Here is a 17,833-nt window from a genome sequence, read left to right as displayed (position 1 = left end):
ACTTAGACCACAAGGAGAAGTGAATGGAAGACTGGCAAGGATGCCTGAGCCCCCTCTGTCAAACTGCACTGCAACGGGCACGGAACAGTGTTGCCCAGCGGGGTGGTTATGCCATTACCATAGAAGACTTCCTGTTGGCGCTGCTGGATGGCGAGCCGCAGATATGTGATTTCTTCCGAGGCTGTGGTGTTGACCTCGATGAACTGACCCGCACCATCCAGTGTGAACAACCAATCGTGGCTGAAGTGGGCGGTGAGGGCCCGCTGTCCTCACAGCTCATGTATTGGTTTTCCTGCGCCCGTGAACTGAGCGATGCCCCCTGGCTGGACTGGCCATTACTGTTGTCGGTACTGACACGCAACGCAGAGCGTTTGCAGGACAAAGCCTATGTTGCAGTTCTGGAGCTGGTGAGCCGCTGGCCTGCCGATAATGAGAGTCTGCGCGAAGTTGCCGCTACCGCCGTGCCCGGAGATGCGCCGGTGGTCATCACCGATCTCGAATGGCTGGGGTTGGCGGAGGATGTGGCGATTACCCTTGCTTCGGTTTCCGGCGCCCTGGTGTGGATCAGGGGTACAAGAGGCAGCGGTAAGACCAGTTGGTTGCAGGCGTTGCTTCCGTTTCTGGAGTCGGGGTTTGTCAGGCTCGATCTTCGCAACGAGGTGGAAGTGATGGCCAGTGATAGCCCGTCGATGCCCAGCAGTGGTCTAGATCGGAGAGCCTGCCCGGCGCTGATCCTGGACAACATTTCCCCGGCTGACCTGGCTTCGATGATGTCATCCGAGCATAGCCTGGCCAGAAGGCTGGTATCCGGCTACCCGGGCCCCATTATCATGCTGGGGCCGGATTCATCGGCGGTTGGCGAAGCCATTGAGGAACTGAAACGTGCCCTGGGGCGGGATTTTGAAATTTTTGATATGCCTGGCACCAGCCCGGGGCAGAAAACAGCTATTCTCACCGCTCATCAACCTGCCATAGAGCGCCACTGGAACATCGAATTATCCCAGGCGCTTGTACGTTACGCCGCGGCAAGCAGGAGCCGCCTGGTGGGTACTCCTGGCGGTATGCTGCAGTGGGTGGAAAGGGCTGCCGCCAGGCTGAACCTGTTCGCCGAGCGAGGATCCGTCGAGGGATTGGCGCTGGCGGGAACAACGGATACGCTCAGGCGCCAGGCCCTTGTGGCAATGGCCAGACAGCAACCCCTGGAAGATCTGGAGCAGTCCCTTGAAAGCGTTGCCATTGAGCGGGCCGCGGCAGAGGTGGCTTGGCACGAACGCAAGGCCGAGGGAACCCTTCGCACCCTGAAGGTGGAAGACCTCCGTTATGAACTGGAACGCTGGGTTGCAGCGCGCCCCGGCCCGGTTCACTATGTTGTCCATTGTGATCAATCGGTAGGAGAAACAGAGGGTGCGGGATCTCGAAATATATATTCGTGACCTTGAGTCGGCGGCGGTATCAGCCTGGCTGGCCAACCATCTTGATGAAATTCAGTTGGCGGATGATTCACTGGGCGATAAGGCGGTGAAAGGTACGGCCGGATATCGAGGGCACAGAGTGCGGGTCAGCCTGTATCCGGGAGCCGGTGGCAAGCGCTTTACCTCACTGATTCTGGAGGGGGAGGACCTACCCTGGGATTCGGACCTGGATTGTGCCCGCAGCGCGTGGCGTGCCATGGACACCGAGATTCGTTGCAGCCCGGGTGACTGGAAGGAGGGGGAGCCAGTAGAGGATGAGCGCTGGTGGCGGCTGGATCAGCGGGGCGAGCATTTGGCCGTCTGGAACTGACGAAACAAAAAAGGGGCAGCCAATGGCTACCCCTTTTTCGACGTATGGAGCCTTAGCGAATCAGTCGTCGCTCAGTATAGACACGTTGTCTGCCTGAAGGCCCTTGTCCGCTTCCACCACACTGAACCGGACCAACTGGCCCTGGCGCAGCACCCGGCGGCCGCGGCCACGAATGGCACGGAAGTGAACGAAGACCTCATCGCCGCTGTCGCGAACGATAAAACCGAAACCTTTCTTGACGTTGAACCACTTCACAGTACCCTCTTCATTGCCTTCAGGGGTTGTGTCGTCAAAATCATCCTCGTCGTCATAATCCGGCTCGGCCTGCTTGCGTGGTGCTGCCTTGTGCGGTTCTGCCTTGCGTGGTGCAGCGTCGGAGCGAGGGGTTTGCTGCCTGACTTCCGATGGCTTCTTGGCGGCCAGCGCCACGGTTATAAAACCTGCCAGGCCGAAAAGAACAACAGCAATGATGTAAGCCGCAATGCCCTGGGCGCTGCCCAATACGAACGGGGTATTGGTTGCCAGCTCACTGGTGCGGGACTGTGACAGGATCTGGAAGAGCTCCGGGGTGAAAGTCACCAACAGAAAGCCGAGGATAAACGGTGATGGAATGGCGACCAGGAGAGCAAGAACGATCGCTTTTGCTGGGTTTTGCATGGACTGAAGTTTCTCCATTAATCAAACGCTAACGATAAAGAGCCGGATATCGGGTAAAATCGGGTCTCCGGCCGGTGAAAACCGCCAGGGTTCCGAGGGCATAAAACAGCCTTGCGAATCCCCTGGTGGGCAAAAGCGGCATGATACCAGATAACGGGGAGCGCTGACCAAGCGGCAGGAGTATATGAGCGAGAAAGATTTACAAGCGAGGCTGGACGAGCTGGAAACCCGGCTGGCATTCCAAGACGACACCATCAATACCCTGCATGAGCAACTGGCCCGTCAGGAACTGGATATCCGGGAACTCTGGGAAGCGAAGAAACAATTGAACATACAATTGAAGGAAGTGTCGTCGTCAAACATCAGAAAAGAGGAGGACGAAACGCCTCCTCCCCACTACTGACTATTTGTTGCTGATTATCTAAGCCAACAACTCGACAAGAATCTGCTCGTAGATTTCCGACAGCGTATCCAGGTCCGCCGCCTTCACGCATTCATTAACCTTGTGGATGGTTGCGTTGATGGGGCCGAGTTCCAGAACCTGCGCGCCAGTAGGAGCGATGAAGCGCCCGTCCGAAGTGCCGCCGGAAGTGGACAGTTCGGTGTCCCTGCCGGTGACAGATCGGATCGCGCTCTGCGCAGCAGAAACCAGCGCGCCCCGGTCGGTCAGGAAAGGGCGGCCACTCAGGTGCCATTGCAGGTCGTAGTTCAGTTGGTGGCGGTCCAGAATCGCGACAACCCGCTCTTCCAGGCTTTCTGCGGTATTTTCCGTGCAGTAGCGGAAGTTGAAGTGCACGAGGCATTCACCCGGGATGATGTTACTGCCGGTACCGGCTTCAATTTTGGTGATCTGGAAGGTGGTCGGCGGGAAAAAGTCATTACCGTTGTCCCAGAATTCCCTGGCCAAAGCGTCCAGCGCCGGAGCGACAGTATGCACAGGGTTTTGCGCCAGATGCGGATAGGCCACATGGCCCTGGGTACCGTGCACCGTCAGGTAGCCGTGGAGTGAACCGCGGCGGCCATTCTTGATCACGTCGCCCACTTCACTGGTGCTGGAAGGCTCGCCGATCAGACACCAGTCGATCTTTTCCTTCCGGGCTTCCAGGGTTTCCACCACTTTCACGGTGCCGTGCTGGGCCGGGCCTTCCTCGTCACTGGTGATCAGCAGCGCGATGGAGCCCCGGTGGTTCGGGTACTTGTTCACGAAACGCTCACAGGCCGTCACGAAGGCTGCCAGGCTGCCTTTCATGTCCGCAGCGCCCCGCCCATGTAGGTAACCATCGTCAATCACCGCATCGAACGGCGGATGGCGCCAGTTTTTCTCCGGGCCTGTGGGCACAACGTCCGTATGGCCGGCAAACGCCAGCAAAGGGCCGTCCGATCCTCTGCGGGCCCAGAGATTGTCAGTGTCGCCAAACCGCAGGTTCTCGCCCCGGAATCCCAGGGCGGAAAGCCGCGACATCATCAGATCCTGGCAGCCGGCGTCGTCCGGGGTAATGGACGGCCGTTGGATCAGGTCAACGGCCAGGCCCAGGGTCGGGGAAAGGTCGGGAGAATTAGTTGTTGGCATGCAGCTCTTCATTCAGCTCAATAGCGGTCTTGTTGGTTTTGCACTCGACCGCGCCGGTCTGGCTGTTGCGGCGGAACAGAAGGTCCGGTTTGTTGGCCAGGTCCCGGGCCTTGATCACTTCCACCAGCTCGTTATTGTCGTCCAGAAGGGCGACCTTGGTGCCGGCGGTGATGTACAGGCCGGCTTCTACTTTGCAACGGTCGCCAAGGGGAATGCCGATGCCTGCATTGGCGCCGATCAGGCAGTTTTCGCCCACGGAAATAATGATGTTGCCACCACCGGAAAGGGTGCCCATGGTGGAGCAGCCGCCGCCCAGGTCAGAGCCCTTGCCGATCATTACACCTGCGGAAATGCGCCCTTCGATCATGCTGGTGCCTTCGGTACCGGCATTGAAGTTGATAAAGCCTTCATGCATTACTGTGGTGCCTTCACCCACATAGGCGCCCAGGCGAACACGCGCGGTGTCGGCGATGCGCACGCCCTTGGGCACTACGTAGTCGGTCATCTGCGGGAACTTGTCCACGGACTTCACTTCCAGTGTGCGGCCTTCAATGCGTGCCTTGAGCTGGCGCTCTGGCAGTTCATTGAGATCAACGGCACCTTCGCTGGTCCAGGCCAGATTGGGCAGCAATCCGAAGATGCCATCCAGTTTCAGCTCATGGGGTCTGGCCTGGCGGCTGGAGATCAGGTGCAGTTTGAGGTAGACCTCAGGGGTGCTGGAGGCGGTGTCGTCGGTATCCAGCAGGGTAACCACAACCGGGCGTCGGCTTTCAGCGGCTTTGCCCGCCAGTGCTGCCTGCTCCATTTGACCAAGCTGGCGCAGGCCTTCGGACAGCTTTTTGAGCTGGTCCGGTGTGACGGCCATTGCGTGATTGCCGTCCTGGTATTCCAGTACATTGCGAGCCACTTCGATGAGGCCGTTATCGGGGGTGATGACCGGCTGCTGGTAAAAGACTTCCAGCCACTCGCCCTGTTTGTTCTGGGTGCCGATACCAATTCCGAATGCAAAACTCATTGATGTGCTCCTGGTTCTCAGTGTTCAGTGTTTGAATCGTTCAGCCCATTCATCGGCGTTGAATCCAACGCTGACCGTGTCGCCGTGCTCAACCACGGGCCGCTTGATGATGGACGGGTTGTCGAGCATCAGGCCATGGGCGGATTGGGCGCTAATATTATCACGAACCTCGTCCGGAAGTTTGCGCCAGGTGGTGCCACGGCGATTCAGCAGCACTTCCCAGCCTGCTGACCGCTCCCATTGCCCGAGGCGGTCGGCATCCAGGCCGTCCTTTTTGAAGTCGTGGAATTCGTAGTCGATACCGGCGTCGTCCAGCCACTTGCGGGCTTTCTTGACGGTGTCGCAGTTCCTGATGCCGCACAGCTTCATGTCTTGATCGCCTTTACGAAGGTCACGATACGATTTGCCGCTTCCACGCACTCCTCAACGGGCGCGACCAACGCCATCCGCACCCGGTTCTCGCCGGGGTTGTGGCCGTCCACCGTGCGGGAGAGGTAGCGCCCCGGCAGAACATGCACATTCTGCTGGGCCGACAGCTCCCGCGCGAAGGTTTCATCGTCCATGGGGCTTTCCGGCCAGAGGTAGAAGCCGGCATCGGGAAAGTCCACGTTCATTACTTCCCGCAGAATCGGCACCACCGCTTCGAACTTGGCCCGGTAGGCGGCCCGGTTCTCGCGCACATGGTCTTCGTCGCCCCAGGCGGCGATGCTTGCCAGCTGGTTATGGATGGGCATGGCGCAGCCGTGATAGGTGCGGTACTTGAGATAGCCTTTGAGGATATCAGCGTCGCCGGCTACGAAACCGGAGCGCAGCCCCGGCAGATTGCTGCGCTTGGACAGGCTGTGAAAGACAATACAGCGGGCGAAATCGTTGCGGCCGATGGCAGCGCAGGTCTGTAGAAGCCCTTCCGGTGGCCGGCTTTCATCGGGGTAGAGTTCGGAATAGCACTCGTCGGACGCGACGATGAAATCGTGCTGGTCGGCAAGTTCAATGATCTGTGTCAGGGTATCCCGGGGCATCACCGAGCCACTGGGGTTGCCCGGTGAACACAGGAACAGTACCTGGCAGTCTTTCCACACTGAATCGGGCACCCGGTCAAAGTCCGGTATGAAGTTGTTGCTGGCGTCGCATGCCAGGTAATGAGGGATTGCGCCAGCAAGGAATGCTGCCCCTTCGTAGACCTGGTAAAAGGGATTCGGGCTCACCACAGTGGCGGGGCGGCTGGCATCCACCACCGACTGTACCAGTGAGAAGATACCCTCCCGGGTGCCGTTGACCGGAACAATATGGTGCTCCGGTGTCAGCGTGCCTGGTGCCAGCTGAAAACGTCGAGTGGCCCAGTTCGCGATGGCCTGGCGCAGTTCATCCGTGCCTTTGGTGGTGGGGTAGTTGGCGAGCTTGTCCAGGTTGTCTGCAATTACCTGTTTTACGAATTCCGGCGACGGGTGCTTAGGCTCGCCGATTCCAAGGGAAATCGGTGTCAGGTCCTGGGGAACGGTTATACCAGCCTTCAGTTTCGTCAGTTTCTCGAACGGATAGGGGTGGAGTCTGTCCAGGTCCGGGTTCATTGGGTGTCGTCCAACATTTGGCAAAGGTCCTGCTGAAGAGCCAGACAAACAGCCGGGTCACGGATCTGCTCGCCATGCTCGTCGGTTACAAAGAAGACGTCTTCCACGCGTTCGCCCAGAGTGGCTATCTTGGCGTTGGTTAGGCGTACGCGATGTTCCAGCAGCACCTGCCCGACCCGTGCCAGTAACCCCGGGCGGTCAGGCGTAACAACTTCTATTATGGTGCGCTGGTTGACTGTGTCGTTGGAAAACGTCACCTCGGTGGGGAAGGCAAAGTGCTTGAGCTGCCTGGGAGTGCGCCGATGGATGATGTCAGGATAGTCTTCAGGGTCGTCCAGTTCCTCAATCAGGCGGCTACGCACCCGGTCCTTCCTGGCCGGATCAATGCCCAGTGGTTTGCCTTTTTCGTCCAGCACGATATAGGAGCTGATGGAGAAGGGGCCTTCGCTGGAGCTGATGCGGGCATCAACGATGTTGAGGTTGAGCTGCTCCAGGACCGCCGTGGTTGCCGCGAAGAGATCGACACGATCGCTCATGTAAATGATGATCTGGGAATAGCCGTCCGTCGGGCCGCCACGGGTGTCGCGAATCAGCACCAGTGGGTCCGGATCGTCTCCATGGCGGATGATGGCTGCGGTCTGCCAGGCGATATCCACCGTGGAATCCTGCAGGAAGTAGTCTTCGTCCAGGGTGTCCCAGATGCCGTCGATCTGTTCGTCGGTCATGTTCTGGGCGTGGAGGATTTCCCGCGCTTCAGACTGGGTGGCCCGTACCCATTCATGGCGGTCTACCGGCGTTTCCGAGCCCCGCCTGAGTGCCCGCTTGGTCTCAATATAAAGCTGGCGCAGGAGCGATGCCCGCCAGGTATTCCACAATTTTGGGTTGGTGGCGCTGATATCGCATACCGTCAGCACGTAGAGGTAGTCGAGATGAACCTGGCTGGGTACCGAGCGCGCGAACCCGTGGATAATGTCCGGGTCGGAGATATCTTTACGCTGCGCCGTCATGGACATCAGCAGGTGGTTCTCCACCAGCCAGGAAACCAGTTGTGTGTCCCGTTCGCTCAGGTGGTGGCGTCCACAGAACTCCTCGGCATCAATGGCACCGAGTTCCGAATGGTCACCACCGCGACCCTTGGCTACGTCGTGGTAGAGACCGGCTATGTACAGTGTCTCCAGTTTCGGTAAGCGGTGAATCAGCCGTGATGCCAGGGGGTATTCATCACGGGCTTCGGCACTGTCCAGACGCACCATGTTGCGAATCACCCGCATGGTGTGCGCGTCTACCGTGTAAATGTGGAACAGGTCGTGCTGCATCTGGCCGATGATCTGGCCGAACTCGGGCAGGTAGCGGCCCAGCACGTTGTACTTTTTCATCGCAGAGAGGGTCTGGTCCAGAGCGTGCGGAGTCCGCAGCAATTCCATGAACAGGGAGGTAACCGCCAGGTCCGAACGGAAGGCATCGTCAATCAGGTGCCGGTGCGCCCGCAGGGAGCGGATGGTGGTGGCCCTGATGCCCTTGATTTCGGGATGCTGAGCCATCAGCACGAAAATTTCCATGATGGCGTAGGGGGCGTAGGCGAACACCTGGTTGTTGACCGCCTCGATATAGTAGTTGCGAATCTGGAACCGCTTGTTCAGGGGCAGGATGTCATCGTCGTTGCCCGATCCCAGGATGGCCTCGTCATAATACTGCAGAATGACATCGGCCAGCTCGGCCAGGGCCAGTACCGTGCGGTAATAGGATTGCATCATCAGCTCGACACCGAGCCGATTGCCTTCATCCTTGTAACCCAGCATCTCGGCCAGCGAACGTTGATGATCAAACAGCAGGCGGTTTTCGTTGCGGTCAGCAATCAGTTGCAGGCCATATCTCAGCCGCCACAGGAAGGTTTCTCCTTGTAGCAGGATCTGGTGTTCTTCCTCGGTCAGGATGCTGAAGCGGGTCAGGTCGGCAATGTTCTGAAGACCGAAGTGCCGCTTGGTAATCCAGCCAATGGTCTGTATATCCCGCAAGGCGCCCGGAGAGCCTTTTACGTTGGGCTCCAGGTTGTATTCGGTGTCTCCGTATTTCGCATGCCGGCGAATCTGTTCTTCCCGTTTGGCAATGAAATAGTCGCGGTCGGAACTGATAGCGTCGGAATACACCTGATGGCTGAGTTCATCGCGCAATTCATCCGGGCCGGCAATGGTGCGGGTTTCCAGCAGGTTGGTCAGTATGGTGACGTCTTCCCGGGCCGCGCTCAGGCTCTCTTCAATGCTGCGAACGCTATGGCCGATGTCGAGCTTCAGATCCCACAGCAGTGTTATGAACGCACCCAGATCTTCCTGGCAGCCTTCTTCTATTCCATTGCAAGTCAGAATCAGCAAATCGATATCGGAATGGGGATGAAGTTCGCCCCGGCCGTAACCGCCGACAGCAATCAGGGAAATGTCCCGGGAAGTGGCGAAGGCGTAGCGGTTCCAGATCAAAGCCAGAACCGTATCCAGAGTGCTGGACCTGGAGTGCACCAGGGCGCGAACATCGGCGCCCTGGCGGAACGCTTCCGCATCAGCGTTGTAGCGTTCCTTCAGCAACTGCCGGGCTGCCCGGATGGGAGAGGCGTCATTGCTGATGCTGGCTTCAAGTTCGCTGAAGTCCACCTAGAATGACTCTTCCGTACGTTTGGTAAGCACTTCGTGGCCGTCCGCTGTTACCAGGATGGTGTGCTCCCATTGTGCTGAGAGTTTGTGGTCCTTGGTGACAACCGTCCAGCCATCCGGTAAGAGTTTGGTTTGGTACTTGCCCTGATTGATCATCGGTTCGATGGTAAAGGTCATGCCTTCCTTCAGCTCCATACCGGTTCCCGGCTTACCGTAATGCATTACCTGTGGGTCTTCATGGAAGACCTGGCCGATGCCATGACCGCAGTATTCCCGCACCACCGAATATCGATGTTTTTCGGCATGCTGCTGGATAACATGGCCGATATCTCCGAGCCGGGTGCCCGGTTTCACCAGCTCTATGCCCTTATATAGGCATTCCTGGGTGATCTGGATCAGGCGCTCGGAGCCAGGCTTGGGTTTGCCCACGATAAACATCTTGCTGGTGTCGCCGTGCCAGCCATCTTTAATCACGGTGACATCGATATTCAGAATGTCGCCATCCTTTAGAACTTTTTTATCGGAAGGAATGCCGTGACAGACAACATGGTTCACGGAAGTGCAGACCGATTTCGGAAAACCCTTGTAGTTCAGTGGCGCCGGAATGGTCTTCTGCTCGTTCACCATATAGCTGTGGCAGATGTTGTCCAGCTCTTCGGTGGTCACGCCCGGTTTGACATGTTCACCAATCATTTCGAGAACTTCGGACGCCAGGCGGCCGGCGACACGCATCTTCTCGATTTCTTCCGGAGTCTTAATCGATACCTGCATTGGGTTTCCCGTCAATTTGGATCAAACAGGCATTTTAAGGGGGAGTGTGGCCGGGTACAAGGAAGAGGCGGGTGCGGGGCCATTATCCTGGCGACAAATTAATGGAATCCGGCCGCCGATTTATGGTATAAACGCGCCCGCTGGAATCAAATCCGGCAAATTCGCACACACGTCGGCACGTTGTCCCAGGGTGCCTGCTTCTGTTGCCCCTATAGCAAGCAACGGATTCAGGTTGGGTCAATCGGACGTGTGGAGGACTAACCCGAAGCTAAAAAGGTAAATATCATGGCTCAGGTAAATATGCGTGACCTGCTGAAGGCAGGCGCTCACTTCGGTCACCAGACCCGTTACTGGAACCCGAAAATGTCGAAGTTCATCTTCGGCGCCCGTAACAAGATTCATATCATCAACCTTGAGCAGACTGTTCCTGCCATGAACGACGCGTTGAACTTCGTTCATAACCTCGCAGGTAACAGGAACAAGATCCTGTTCGTTGGCACCAAGCGTGCAGCGGCCAAGATCATCAAGGAAGAAGCACTCCGCGCCAACCAGCCTTACGTGAACCATCGCTGGCTCGGCGGCATGCTGACCAACTACAAGACCATCCGCCAGTCGATTCGTCGCTATCGTGACCTTGAAGCACAGAGCCAGGACGGTACCTTCGACAAGCTGACCAAGAAAGAAGCTCTTGACCGCACCCGCGAAATGGACCGTCTTGAGCGTTCCATCGGTGGTATCAAGGACATGGGCGGCCTGCCGGACGCCATGTTCGTGATCGACGTGGACCACGAGCGTATCGCTATCAAGGAAGCCAACAAGCTGGGCATTCCTGTTATTGGTGTTGTTGACACCAACAGTGATCCGGATGGCGTTGATTACGTTATCCCGGGCAACGACGATGCCATCCGCGCGATCCAGATCTACGTGCAGGCCGTTGCTGACACCTGCCTTGAAGCATCCCAGGCTGGTGCTGCCGGCGCTGACGAGTTTGTTGAAGTCAGCGAAGGCGCGGAAGGTGCTGCTCCCGCCGCGGAGTAATACGTTCTTCGCAAACGGGTTGTAGGGTGTGTCCGTGGTTTACTGCCGGGCACACCGGTACAGAATTTGGATTGGAACAGTTAAGAGGAATGAACATGGCTGCAATTACTGCCGCAATGGTCAAGGAGCTGCGTGAGCGCACCGGCCTTGGCATGATGGAGTGCAAGAAGGCACTGGTAGAGGCTGACGGAAGCGTTGACGCTGCGATTGAAGGGCTGCGCAAGTCTTCAGGCTTGAAGGCTGCCAAGAAAGCGGGCCGTACCGCCGCTGAAGGTGTTTCCCTGATCAAGGTGTCCGACGACAACACAGTCGCCTACATCCTGGAAGTGAACTCCGAGACTGACTTCGTTGCCCGTGATGACAACTTCATCAACTTTGCCAATGACGTTCTGAATGTTGCCTTCGAAAATGGCAAGACAGACGTTGCGGATCTGATGGAAGGCGACCTGGAAGCCAAGCGTGAGGCGCTGGTCCAGAAAATCGGTGAAAACATCACCGTTCGTCGCATCGTACGCGTAGAAGGTCCGGTTGTCGGCGCTTACGTTCACAGCACCAACAAGATTGCATCGGTTGTGGCCCTTACCGCTGGTGACCCTGAAGTTGCACGGGACGTTGCCATGCACGTTGCCGCTGTTAACCCGCGGGTAGGCAAGCCGGAAGATATGCCGGCCGATGAGCTCGAGAAAGAAAAAGACGTCATCAAGGCCCAGCCGGATATGGAAGGCAAGCCTGCTGAAATCGTCGAGAAGATGATGGGCGGCCGTATCAAGAAGTTCCTGGCGGAGAACAGCCTGGTTGAGCAACCGTTCGTCAAGAATCCTGACCAGACTGTTGGTCAGCTGATCAAGGACAACGGCGCCGATCTGGCCAGCTTTGTTCGTCTGGAAGTCGGCGAAGGTATCGAGAAGGAAGAAGTGGACTTCGCTGCCGAGGTCGCTGCTGCAGCGGGCACTGGCAAGTCCTGATCCTTCTGACAGGTGCTGAAGCGCAGGCTGACGCACCGTTCTAGTCTGCCACGTTAGCTGGAGTAGTCCGGCTCTCGTGGCGGGCTTGTATCTGAGATACCCCTTTTGTTGAGGAGTATGTCAAATACAAGCCTGAAAAGCTTGTCCTGCCAGACATCAAGCCAGACACAAAGAAGGGGATCCTCATGCCGAAGTCGTCCAATACCCAGCCCAGATACAAACGTGTTCTGCTCAAGCTCAGTGGTGAAGCCCTGGTGGGGGACCATGGATTTGGTATCGACCCCAAAGTGCTTGATCGTATGGCGCTGGATATTGGCTCACTGATTGGTATTGGTGTTCAGGTGGGACTGGTGATCGGCGGTGGTAACCTGTTCCGTGGTGCCGCGCTTAATGCTGCCGGGATGGACAGGGTTACCGGTGATCACATGGGGATGCTGGCAACGGTGATGAACGGGCTGGCCATGCGGGATGCCCTTGAGCGCTCCAACATTCGCACCCGGGTTATGTCTGCCATCCCCATGAGTGGTATTGTTGAGCATTACGACCGTCGCCGCGCCGTTCGTGACCTGAAAGACGGCGACGTGGTGATCTTTTGTGCGGGCACGGGGAATCCGTTTTTCACAACCGATTCAGCGGCTTGTCTTCGTGGTATCGAGATTGAAGCCGACGCCGTATTGAAAGCGACCAAGGTTGATGGTGTTTATTCCGCGGACCCTTATAAAGATCCGACGGCAGAAAAGTACGAATACCTCACTTACGATGAAGTGCTGGACAAGAAACTGGGTGTGATGGACCTGACCGCCATCTGTCTTGCCCGGGATCATGGTATGCCTCTGCGGGTCTTCGATATGAATCGGGCCGGCGCACTGACCCGGATTGTAACCGGGGAATCGGAAGGCACACTGATCGAGTAATTTTTGAACAACGAATCCGAGGATGCTGCAGTGATTGACGATATTAAAGCTGATGCCGAAAAGAAGATGAAGAAAAGTCTTGAGTCCCTGAACTCGGCTTTTAACAAGATCCGTACCGGTCGCGCCCATCCCTCCATTCTGGACAGCGTAACGGTTGACTATTACGGCCAGGAGACACCTCTGAGGCAGGTGGCGAGCGTGAACGTGGAAGACAACCGCACGCTGTCCGTTTCCCCCTGGGAAAAGCCGCTGCTGGGAAAGATTGAAAAAGCCATCATGATGTCAGACTTGGGGCTGAATCCGTCAAACAACGGCGAAGTTATTCGTATTCCCATGCCGATGCTGACCGAGGAAACACGCAAGGAAATGGTCAAGCAGGCCAAGGCCGATGCGGAGCACGGTAAGGTTTCTATTCGTAGCGCCCGCCGGGATGCCAACAGCACACTGAAAGAGTTGTTGAAGGAAAAGGAAATCAACGAAGACGAAGAGCGTTATGGCGAAGAAGAAATCCAGAAACTGACCGACCGCTACATCGCAGAGATCGAGAAGCAGTTAAAGGCCAAGGAAGAGGATCTGATGGCTGTCTGAACAGTTGGTCAATTTCAGCAACGTGATCAGTCAGTGCCGGCGGCTATGCCGGATGTTGCCTGAGCAGGGGATTGCATGACGGAAAGTGTATCCGCAGAGATTCCGGTAACGGCTGGCAGCCAACCCCGGCATGTGGCCATTATCATGGATGGAAACAATCGTTGGGCCAAAGCCCGGCGGTTAAAGGGTGTCGCCGGCCACAAGGCAGGTGTGAAAGCGGTCAGATCGGTGGTGGAAACCTGCGCCCGGGAAGGAGTGGAGGTACTGACGCTTTTCGCGTTCTCCAGTGAAAACTGGCGCCGTCCTGAAGACGAAGTCTCTGCCTTGATGCGCCTGTTCCTGTTCGCTCTGGAGCGGGAAGTAAAGAAGCTTCACCGCAATGATATCTGCCTGCGTATCATTGGTGACCGCACCGCATTCAGCGCCAATCTCCAGGAACACATGCACCGGGCTGAAGAGCTCACCCGCGACAACACCCGCATGACCCTCGTGATAGCCGCAAACTACGGTGGCCACTGGGATATTACCCAGGCCAGCCGTAAAGTGGCTGAGAAAGTACGCACTGGGGAGCTGGCGCCTTCGGATATCACCGACGACCTGATACAGCAAAATCTCTCCATTGGCGACCTGCCCATGCCGGACCTGATGATCAGGACGGCAGGTGAGCAACGCATCAGCAATTTCATGCTTTGGCATCTGGCCTATACCGAGTTGTACTTTTCTCCCGTGTATTGGCCGGATTTCCGTGAACAGGAAATGGGCCAGGCCCTGCAGGCGTATGCTGGCCGGAAACGACGGTTTGGTCAGACTGATGACCAGATCGCCGGCGTTTCGTCGAAACAATAACGACAAGATAGCGAACGATACCGTGCTTAAAACCCGTATTATTACTGCGCTCGTACTGGCACCTTTGGCCATTGGCGGCATTTTCTTCCTGCCGCCCCTGGGCTTTGCCCTGTTCACCGGTGCCATCGTCACCATTGGTGCCTGGGAGTGGGCAAATATGTCCGGCATGGTGGCCCCGGCGGCCCGTGTTGCCTATGCGTTGGTGGTCGCCGGAGTGCTCTACGGTCTTTGGGTACTTGTTGGCCCGTTGAATGTGCCGGCCGTATCGGTACTCTGGCTGGCGGTTTTCTGGTGGGTTTTGTGTTTTTTGCTGGTGCGAAGCTATCCCGACGGTTCCGAACGGTGGGGCAGTGTACCGGCCAGGGCCATCATGGGGCTTCTGGTGCTGGTTCCAGCCTGGGTCGGGCTCAACCATATCCGCACCGGCGGCTTCCAGTTCGGTGACAGCGAGAACAATCTGCTGGTGATTCTCTATGTCTTCTGTGTGGTGTGGGTAGCCGATATTGGCGCCTACTTCGCCGGGCGTGCATTCGGCAAGGCCAAGCTTGCGCCCCGAGTCAGCCCTGGCAAGTCCTGGGCTGGAGTCTGGGGCGGATTGGTAGCGGTTGCTGTGTTCGCGCTCATTATCGCCACGCTGGCCTCCGCAACAGCGTTACAGTCACTTCTGCTGGTAATCGCCAGCCTGGTTACCGGAGCCGTTTCTGTGCTGGGTGATTTGCTGGAAAGCATGCTCAAGCGTTTCCGTGGCATCAAGGACAGCAGCCAACTTTTACCCGGCCATGGTGGCATAATGGACAGAATCGACAGCCTGACTGCTGCAATTCCCGTATTCGCCCTGATTATTACGATGCTTGGTTGGCTTACGGCCGGGCAATGGTGACCTCTATGAAGCGATCGATAACGATATTGGGCGCAACAGGATCCATAGGCCTGAATACGCTGGATGTTATCCGGCGGCACCCGGATCGTTTTTCAGTACATGCGCTCACTGCCAGCACCAGTGTCGAGAGTATGGCTGAGCTGTGCCATGAGTTTCGCCCACGCTACGCTGTTATGGCAGATCAGGAAGCCGCCCAGACATTAACCGAGGCGCTTTCCAGCCTGTCATCGGTGACGGTTCTGAGTGGAACGGAGGCGCTGGGTCAAGTGGCGGCAGATGTCGAAGCAGACACCGTAATGGCCGCCATTGTTGGCGCCGCCGGCCTTCCACCTACTCTGGCTGCCGTGCGGGCTGGCAAGCGAGTGCTGCTGGCCAACAAAGAAGCGCTGGTGATGTCGGGCAAGCTGTTCATGGACGCCGTTGCTGAATCCGGCGCTGAAGTGTTGCCAATCGACAGTGAGCACAATGCGATTTTTCAGTGCATGCCCCCCGACAAGATTCGTGATACGGGCGGCGCAGGCATCACCCGCATTTTGTTGACGGCTTCAGGCGGCCCCTTTCGTACCCATTCTGCCGAGGCCCTTCGCCATGTGCTACCTGTGGAAGCTTGTGCCCATCCTAACTGGTCAATGGGCCAGAAGATCTCAGTGGACTCCGCAACACTGATGAACAAAGGGCTGGAAATGATTGAGGCCTGCTGGTTGTTCAATACCACGCCAGAAATGATCGAAGTGCACGTGCATCCGGAAAGCATCATTCACTCTATGGTGGAATACGCTGATGGCTCCGTGCTTGCCCAGCTTGGCAGTCCTGACATGCGAACTCCGATAGCCAATGGCCTGGCCTGGCCTGAGCGAATCGATGCCGGCGTGGCACCGCTGGACCTTTTCCGTATCGGCCAGTTTAATTTCGAAAAGCCGGATCTTGAGCGCTTTCCCTGCCTCCGGATTGCTGCCGAGGCCTTTCAGCAGGGTGGAACCGCGCCAGCTGTACTCAATGCGGCGAATGAAGAGGCAGTTGCAGCCTTTCTTGCGGGTAAAGTGGGTTTCGCGGATATTCCCTCTATCATTGAGCGAACTCTGGCTGTTATCGAGGTGGTTCCAGCCGACAGCTTTAATACCATCTTTGCCAAGGATGCCGAAGCCCGCTCCTCAGCCCGGGAACAGATTCTCGGGCTGGCTGTCTGATTCAGGCGGGCTCGGCTGGCGGGCTGATCAAACTCAACAGAGAACACTATGCAGATAGTTGAAACCATACTGGCGTTGGTACTGACGCTTGGCATTCTGGTAACCCTTCATGAGTTCGGTCACTTCTGGGTGGCGCGGCGCTGTGGGGTGAAGGTACTGCGTTTTTCGGTGGGTTTTGGCAAGCCGTTGTATTCCTGGTACGACCGCCACGGCACTGAATTTGCGGTTGCCGCTATCCCGCTTGGTGGCTATGTAAAGATGCTGGACGAGCGGGAAGGGCCGGTGCCTGAAGACCAGAAGCATCTGGCTTTCAACTCCAAGCCACCGTCAAAACGTATTGCCATTGCTGCGGCCGGACCGATTGCCAACTTCCTGTTTGCCATTTTTGCGTACTGGCTGTTGAGTGTTGTCGGTTTCACTACGGTTGCGCCCATCGTTGGAGAGGTCAACCAGGGCAGCGTTGCTGACCGCCTGGGGCTCGCCTCCGGCATGGAGATCCATGAGGTCGACGGTCACCGGGTAACGTCCTGGCGTGATGTGAACATGCGCCTGCTGGAGCGCACCGGTGAGTTCGGTGAGATAGCGATTGATGTTTCCCGGGATGGCAGCCGGGGCACGCTGACCGGCTCTCTGGATGGTTGGCGCCTCAACGATGAGAACCCCAATCCCCTGGGTGAGTTCGGCGTCACTCCCTGGCGCCCGGATGTACCGCCGGTACTGGGAGAAATTGTCACCGGCGGAAGGGCTGATGCCGCAGGCCTTCAATCCGGCGACCGGGTGGTTGCTGTTGATGGCGCACCGGTGTCTGACTGGTTCGAGCTGGTTTCGTTTATTCGTGAGGCTCCCGAAACGCCACTGGAACTCACAGTCGAGCGCGACGGCCGCACGCAGCAGATTGTTGTAACACCCGCGGAAAATAAAGCTGATGATGGAACAGTCACCGGGCTTGTAGGGGCCGGCGTCAGTGAGGTTTCCTGGCCCGATGAAGTGCTGCGGGATGTCAGCTTCGGCCCTCTGGCGGCGATTCCCAACGCCATGTCCGAAACCTGGGGCGACACGCGGCTGACTCTGGTCGCCATCAAAAAAATGGTGACCGGGCTGCTATCTCCCACTAACCTTAGCGGCCCGATTACCATTGCAAGGATAGCCGAAGCCAGTGTAAGTTCCGGTTTCGAAGATTTTGTACGCTTTCTTGCTTACCTCAGTGTCAGCCTTGGAGTGCTGAATCTGCTACCAGTACCGGTTCTGGATGGTGGGCATATTGTTTATTACACCATCGAAGCCATTCGCAAAAAGCCGCTTTCCGAACAGGCCCAGGCGTTTGGATTACGTATTGGTATGGCAATGATCCTCACATTAATGGTGTTTGCACTTTACAACGACCTGATGCGGTTGTGAGAATTGCGAACT

18 protein-coding genes are annotated in these 17,833 nt (G+C 57.1%); 11 read left to right on the top strand and 7 right to left on the bottom strand.

Annotated elements, in window-relative coordinates:
• The first annotated feature begins 23 nt into the window (after positions 1-23).
• Both M8010_RS08295 and M8010_RS08290 read left to right on the top strand, forming a co-directional pair.
• Entirely contained in the window at positions 24-1,433 is a 1,410-nt protein-coding gene (locus tag M8010_RS08295) for a hypothetical protein (RefSeq protein WP_250090341.1), read from the top strand.
• A complete protein-coding gene (locus tag M8010_RS08290) occupies positions 1,405-1,782 on the top strand; it encodes a hypothetical protein (protein WP_250090339.1) in 378 nt (125 codons plus the stop codon). The genes M8010_RS08295 and M8010_RS08290 overlap by 29 nt, the downstream gene beginning before the upstream one ends.
• 60 nt (positions 1,783-1,842) lie before the next feature.
• Here the strand turns inward: M8010_RS08290 and M8010_RS19955 are convergent, their stop codons facing one another.
• Positions 1,843-2,439, bottom strand: a complete 597-nt coding sequence (locus M8010_RS19955; protein ID WP_284048039.1) for a cold-shock protein — start codon at positions 2,437-2,439, stop codon at positions 1,843-1,845.
• A gap of 184 nt (positions 2,440-2,623) precedes the next feature.
• On the opposite strand from M8010_RS19955, the gene M8010_RS08280 reads away from it, so the two are divergent.
• Positions 2,624-2,842 carry a SlyX family protein gene (locus tag M8010_RS08280; protein WP_250090338.1) on the top strand — a complete coding sequence of 73 codons (219 nt, stop codon included), beginning with the start codon at positions 2,624-2,626 and terminating at the stop codon, positions 2,840-2,842.
• Between the two features lie 18 nt (positions 2,843-2,860).
• Here M8010_RS08280 and dapE read toward each other — a convergent pair whose 3' ends face one another.
• Genes dapE through map form a run of 6 tightly spaced genes read right to left on the bottom strand, consistent with a single transcriptional unit; the run spans position 2,861 to position 10,005 of the window.
• A complete protein-coding gene (dapE, locus tag M8010_RS08275) occupies positions 2,861-4,009 on the bottom strand; it encodes a succinyl-diaminopimelate desuccinylase (protein WP_250090337.1) in 1,149 nt (382 codons plus the stop codon).
• Positions 3,996-5,024: a 2,3,4,5-tetrahydropyridine-2,6-dicarboxylate N-succinyltransferase gene (dapD, locus tag M8010_RS08270; RefSeq protein WP_250090335.1), complete on the bottom strand. Its 1,029-nt coding sequence runs from the start codon at positions 5,022-5,024 to the stop codon at positions 3,996-3,998. Before dapD ends, dapE begins: the two co-directional genes overlap by 14 nt.
• A gap of 24 nt (positions 5,025-5,048) precedes the next feature.
• A complete protein-coding gene (locus M8010_RS08265; RefSeq protein WP_250090334.1) occupies positions 5,049-5,393 on the bottom strand; it encodes an ArsC family reductase in 345 nt (114 codons plus the stop codon).
• Complete coding sequence (dapC, locus tag M8010_RS08260) at positions 5,390-6,592, bottom strand: succinyldiaminopimelate transaminase (RefSeq protein ID WP_250090332.1); 1,203 nt, start codon at positions 6,590-6,592, stop codon at positions 5,390-5,392. Before dapC ends, M8010_RS08265 begins: the two co-directional genes overlap by 4 nt.
• Entirely contained in the window at positions 6,589-9,234 is a 2,646-nt protein-coding gene (locus tag M8010_RS08255) for a [protein-PII] uridylyltransferase (RefSeq protein WP_250090329.1), read from the bottom strand. Before M8010_RS08255 ends, dapC begins: the two co-directional genes overlap by 4 nt.
• Positions 9,235-10,005 (bottom strand): type I methionyl aminopeptidase, encoded by a 771-nt coding sequence (gene map / locus M8010_RS08250; protein WP_250090328.1) that lies wholly within the window; start codon positions 10,003-10,005, stop codon positions 9,235-9,237.
• Positions 10,006-10,290: 285 nt separating this feature from the next.
• Between map and rpsB the strand changes: the two genes are divergently transcribed.
• The 8 genes from rpsB (at position 10,291) to rseP (ending at position 17,821) form a co-directional block, all read left to right on the top strand.
• Positions 10,291-11,043: a 30S ribosomal protein S2 gene (rpsB, locus tag M8010_RS08245; protein ID WP_250090327.1), complete on the top strand. Its 753-nt coding sequence runs from the start codon at positions 10,291-10,293 to the stop codon at positions 11,041-11,043.
• Positions 11,044-11,138: 95 nt separating this feature from the next.
• Entirely contained in the window at positions 11,139-12,008 is an 870-nt protein-coding gene (gene tsf, locus M8010_RS08240; protein WP_250090325.1) for a translation elongation factor Ts, read from the top strand.
• 185 nt (positions 12,009-12,193) lie between these two features.
• On the top strand, positions 12,194-12,922 hold the full coding sequence (gene pyrH / locus M8010_RS08235; protein ID WP_250090323.1) for a UMP kinase: 729 nt from the start codon (positions 12,194-12,196) through the stop codon (positions 12,920-12,922).
• Positions 12,923-12,952: 30 nt separating this feature from the next.
• The gene (gene frr / locus M8010_RS08230; protein WP_250090322.1) at positions 12,953-13,510 is read left to right on the top strand and encodes a ribosome recycling factor; all 558 of its coding nucleotides are present in this window, start codon (positions 12,953-12,955) and stop codon (positions 13,508-13,510) included.
• A gap of 75 nt (positions 13,511-13,585) precedes the next feature.
• Positions 13,586-14,356 (top strand): polyprenyl diphosphate synthase, encoded by a 771-nt coding sequence (gene uppS / locus M8010_RS08225; RefSeq protein WP_250090320.1) that lies wholly within the window; start codon positions 13,586-13,588, stop codon positions 14,354-14,356.
• Positions 14,357-14,378: 22 nt separating this feature from the next.
• Positions 14,379-15,236: a phosphatidate cytidylyltransferase gene (locus M8010_RS08220; protein ID WP_250091135.1), complete on the top strand. Its 858-nt coding sequence runs from the start codon at positions 14,379-14,381 to the stop codon at positions 15,234-15,236.
• The gene (gene ispC / locus M8010_RS08215; RefSeq protein ID WP_250090318.1) at positions 15,230-16,423 is read left to right on the top strand and encodes a 1-deoxy-D-xylulose-5-phosphate reductoisomerase; all 1,194 of its coding nucleotides are present in this window, start codon (positions 15,230-15,232) and stop codon (positions 16,421-16,423) included. Before M8010_RS08220 ends, ispC begins: the two co-directional genes overlap by 7 nt.
• 48 nt (positions 16,424-16,471) lie before the next feature.
• Positions 16,472-17,821, top strand: a complete 1,350-nt coding sequence (rseP, locus tag M8010_RS08210; protein WP_250090317.1) for an RIP metalloprotease RseP — start codon at positions 16,472-16,474, stop codon at positions 17,819-17,821.
• Positions 17,822-17,833 lie beyond the last annotated feature (12 nt).

It is taken from the genome of Marinobacter sp. ATCH36, from assembly GCF_023555055.1.
Classification (GTDB): domain Bacteria; phylum Pseudomonadota; class Gammaproteobacteria; order Pseudomonadales; family Oleiphilaceae; genus Marinobacter.
The sequence above is the reverse complement of the archived record's forward strand: the minus strand, read 5'-3'. Positions and strand labels throughout refer to the sequence as shown.

Excerpts from the sequence above, each read along its gene's own strand:
- M8010_RS08295 (WP_250090341.1), top strand. The coding sequence starts at position 24 with ATGGAAGACTGGCAAGGATGCCTGAGCCCCCTCTGTCAAACTGCACTG.
- M8010_RS19955 (WP_284048039.1), bottom strand. The coding sequence starts at position 2,439 with ATGCAAAACCCAGCAAAAGCGATCGTTCTTGCTCTCCTGGTCGCCATT.
- M8010_RS08280 (WP_250090338.1), top strand. The coding sequence starts at position 2,624 with ATGAGCGAGAAAGATTTACAAGCGAGGCTGGACGAGCTGGAAACCCGG.
- dapE (WP_250090337.1), bottom strand. The coding sequence starts at position 4,009 with ATGCCAACAACTAATTCTCCCGACCTTTCCCCGACCCTGGGCCTGGCC.
- dapD (WP_250090335.1), bottom strand. The coding sequence starts at position 5,024 with ATGAGTTTTGCATTCGGAATTGGTATCGGCACCCAGAACAAACAGGGC.
- M8010_RS08265 (WP_250090334.1), bottom strand. The coding sequence starts at position 5,393 with ATGAAGCTGTGCGGCATCAGGAACTGCGACACCGTCAAGAAAGCCCGC.
- dapC (WP_250090332.1), bottom strand. The coding sequence starts at position 6,592 with ATGAACCCGGACCTGGACAGACTCCACCCCTATCCGTTCGAGAAACTG.
- map (WP_250090328.1), bottom strand. The coding sequence starts at position 10,005 with ATGCAGGTATCGATTAAGACTCCGGAAGAAATCGAGAAGATGCGTGTC.
- rpsB (WP_250090327.1), top strand. The coding sequence starts at position 10,291 with ATGGCTCAGGTAAATATGCGTGACCTGCTGAAGGCAGGCGCTCACTTC.
- tsf (WP_250090325.1), top strand. The coding sequence starts at position 11,139 with ATGGCTGCAATTACTGCCGCAATGGTCAAGGAGCTGCGTGAGCGCACC.
- pyrH (WP_250090323.1), top strand. The coding sequence starts at position 12,194 with ATGCCGAAGTCGTCCAATACCCAGCCCAGATACAAACGTGTTCTGCTC.
- uppS (WP_250090320.1), top strand. The coding sequence starts at position 13,586 with ATGACGGAAAGTGTATCCGCAGAGATTCCGGTAACGGCTGGCAGCCAA.
- ispC (WP_250090318.1), top strand. The coding sequence starts at position 15,230 with ATGGTGACCTCTATGAAGCGATCGATAACGATATTGGGCGCAACAGGA.
- rseP (WP_250090317.1), top strand. The coding sequence starts at position 16,472 with ATGCAGATAGTTGAAACCATACTGGCGTTGGTACTGACGCTTGGCATT.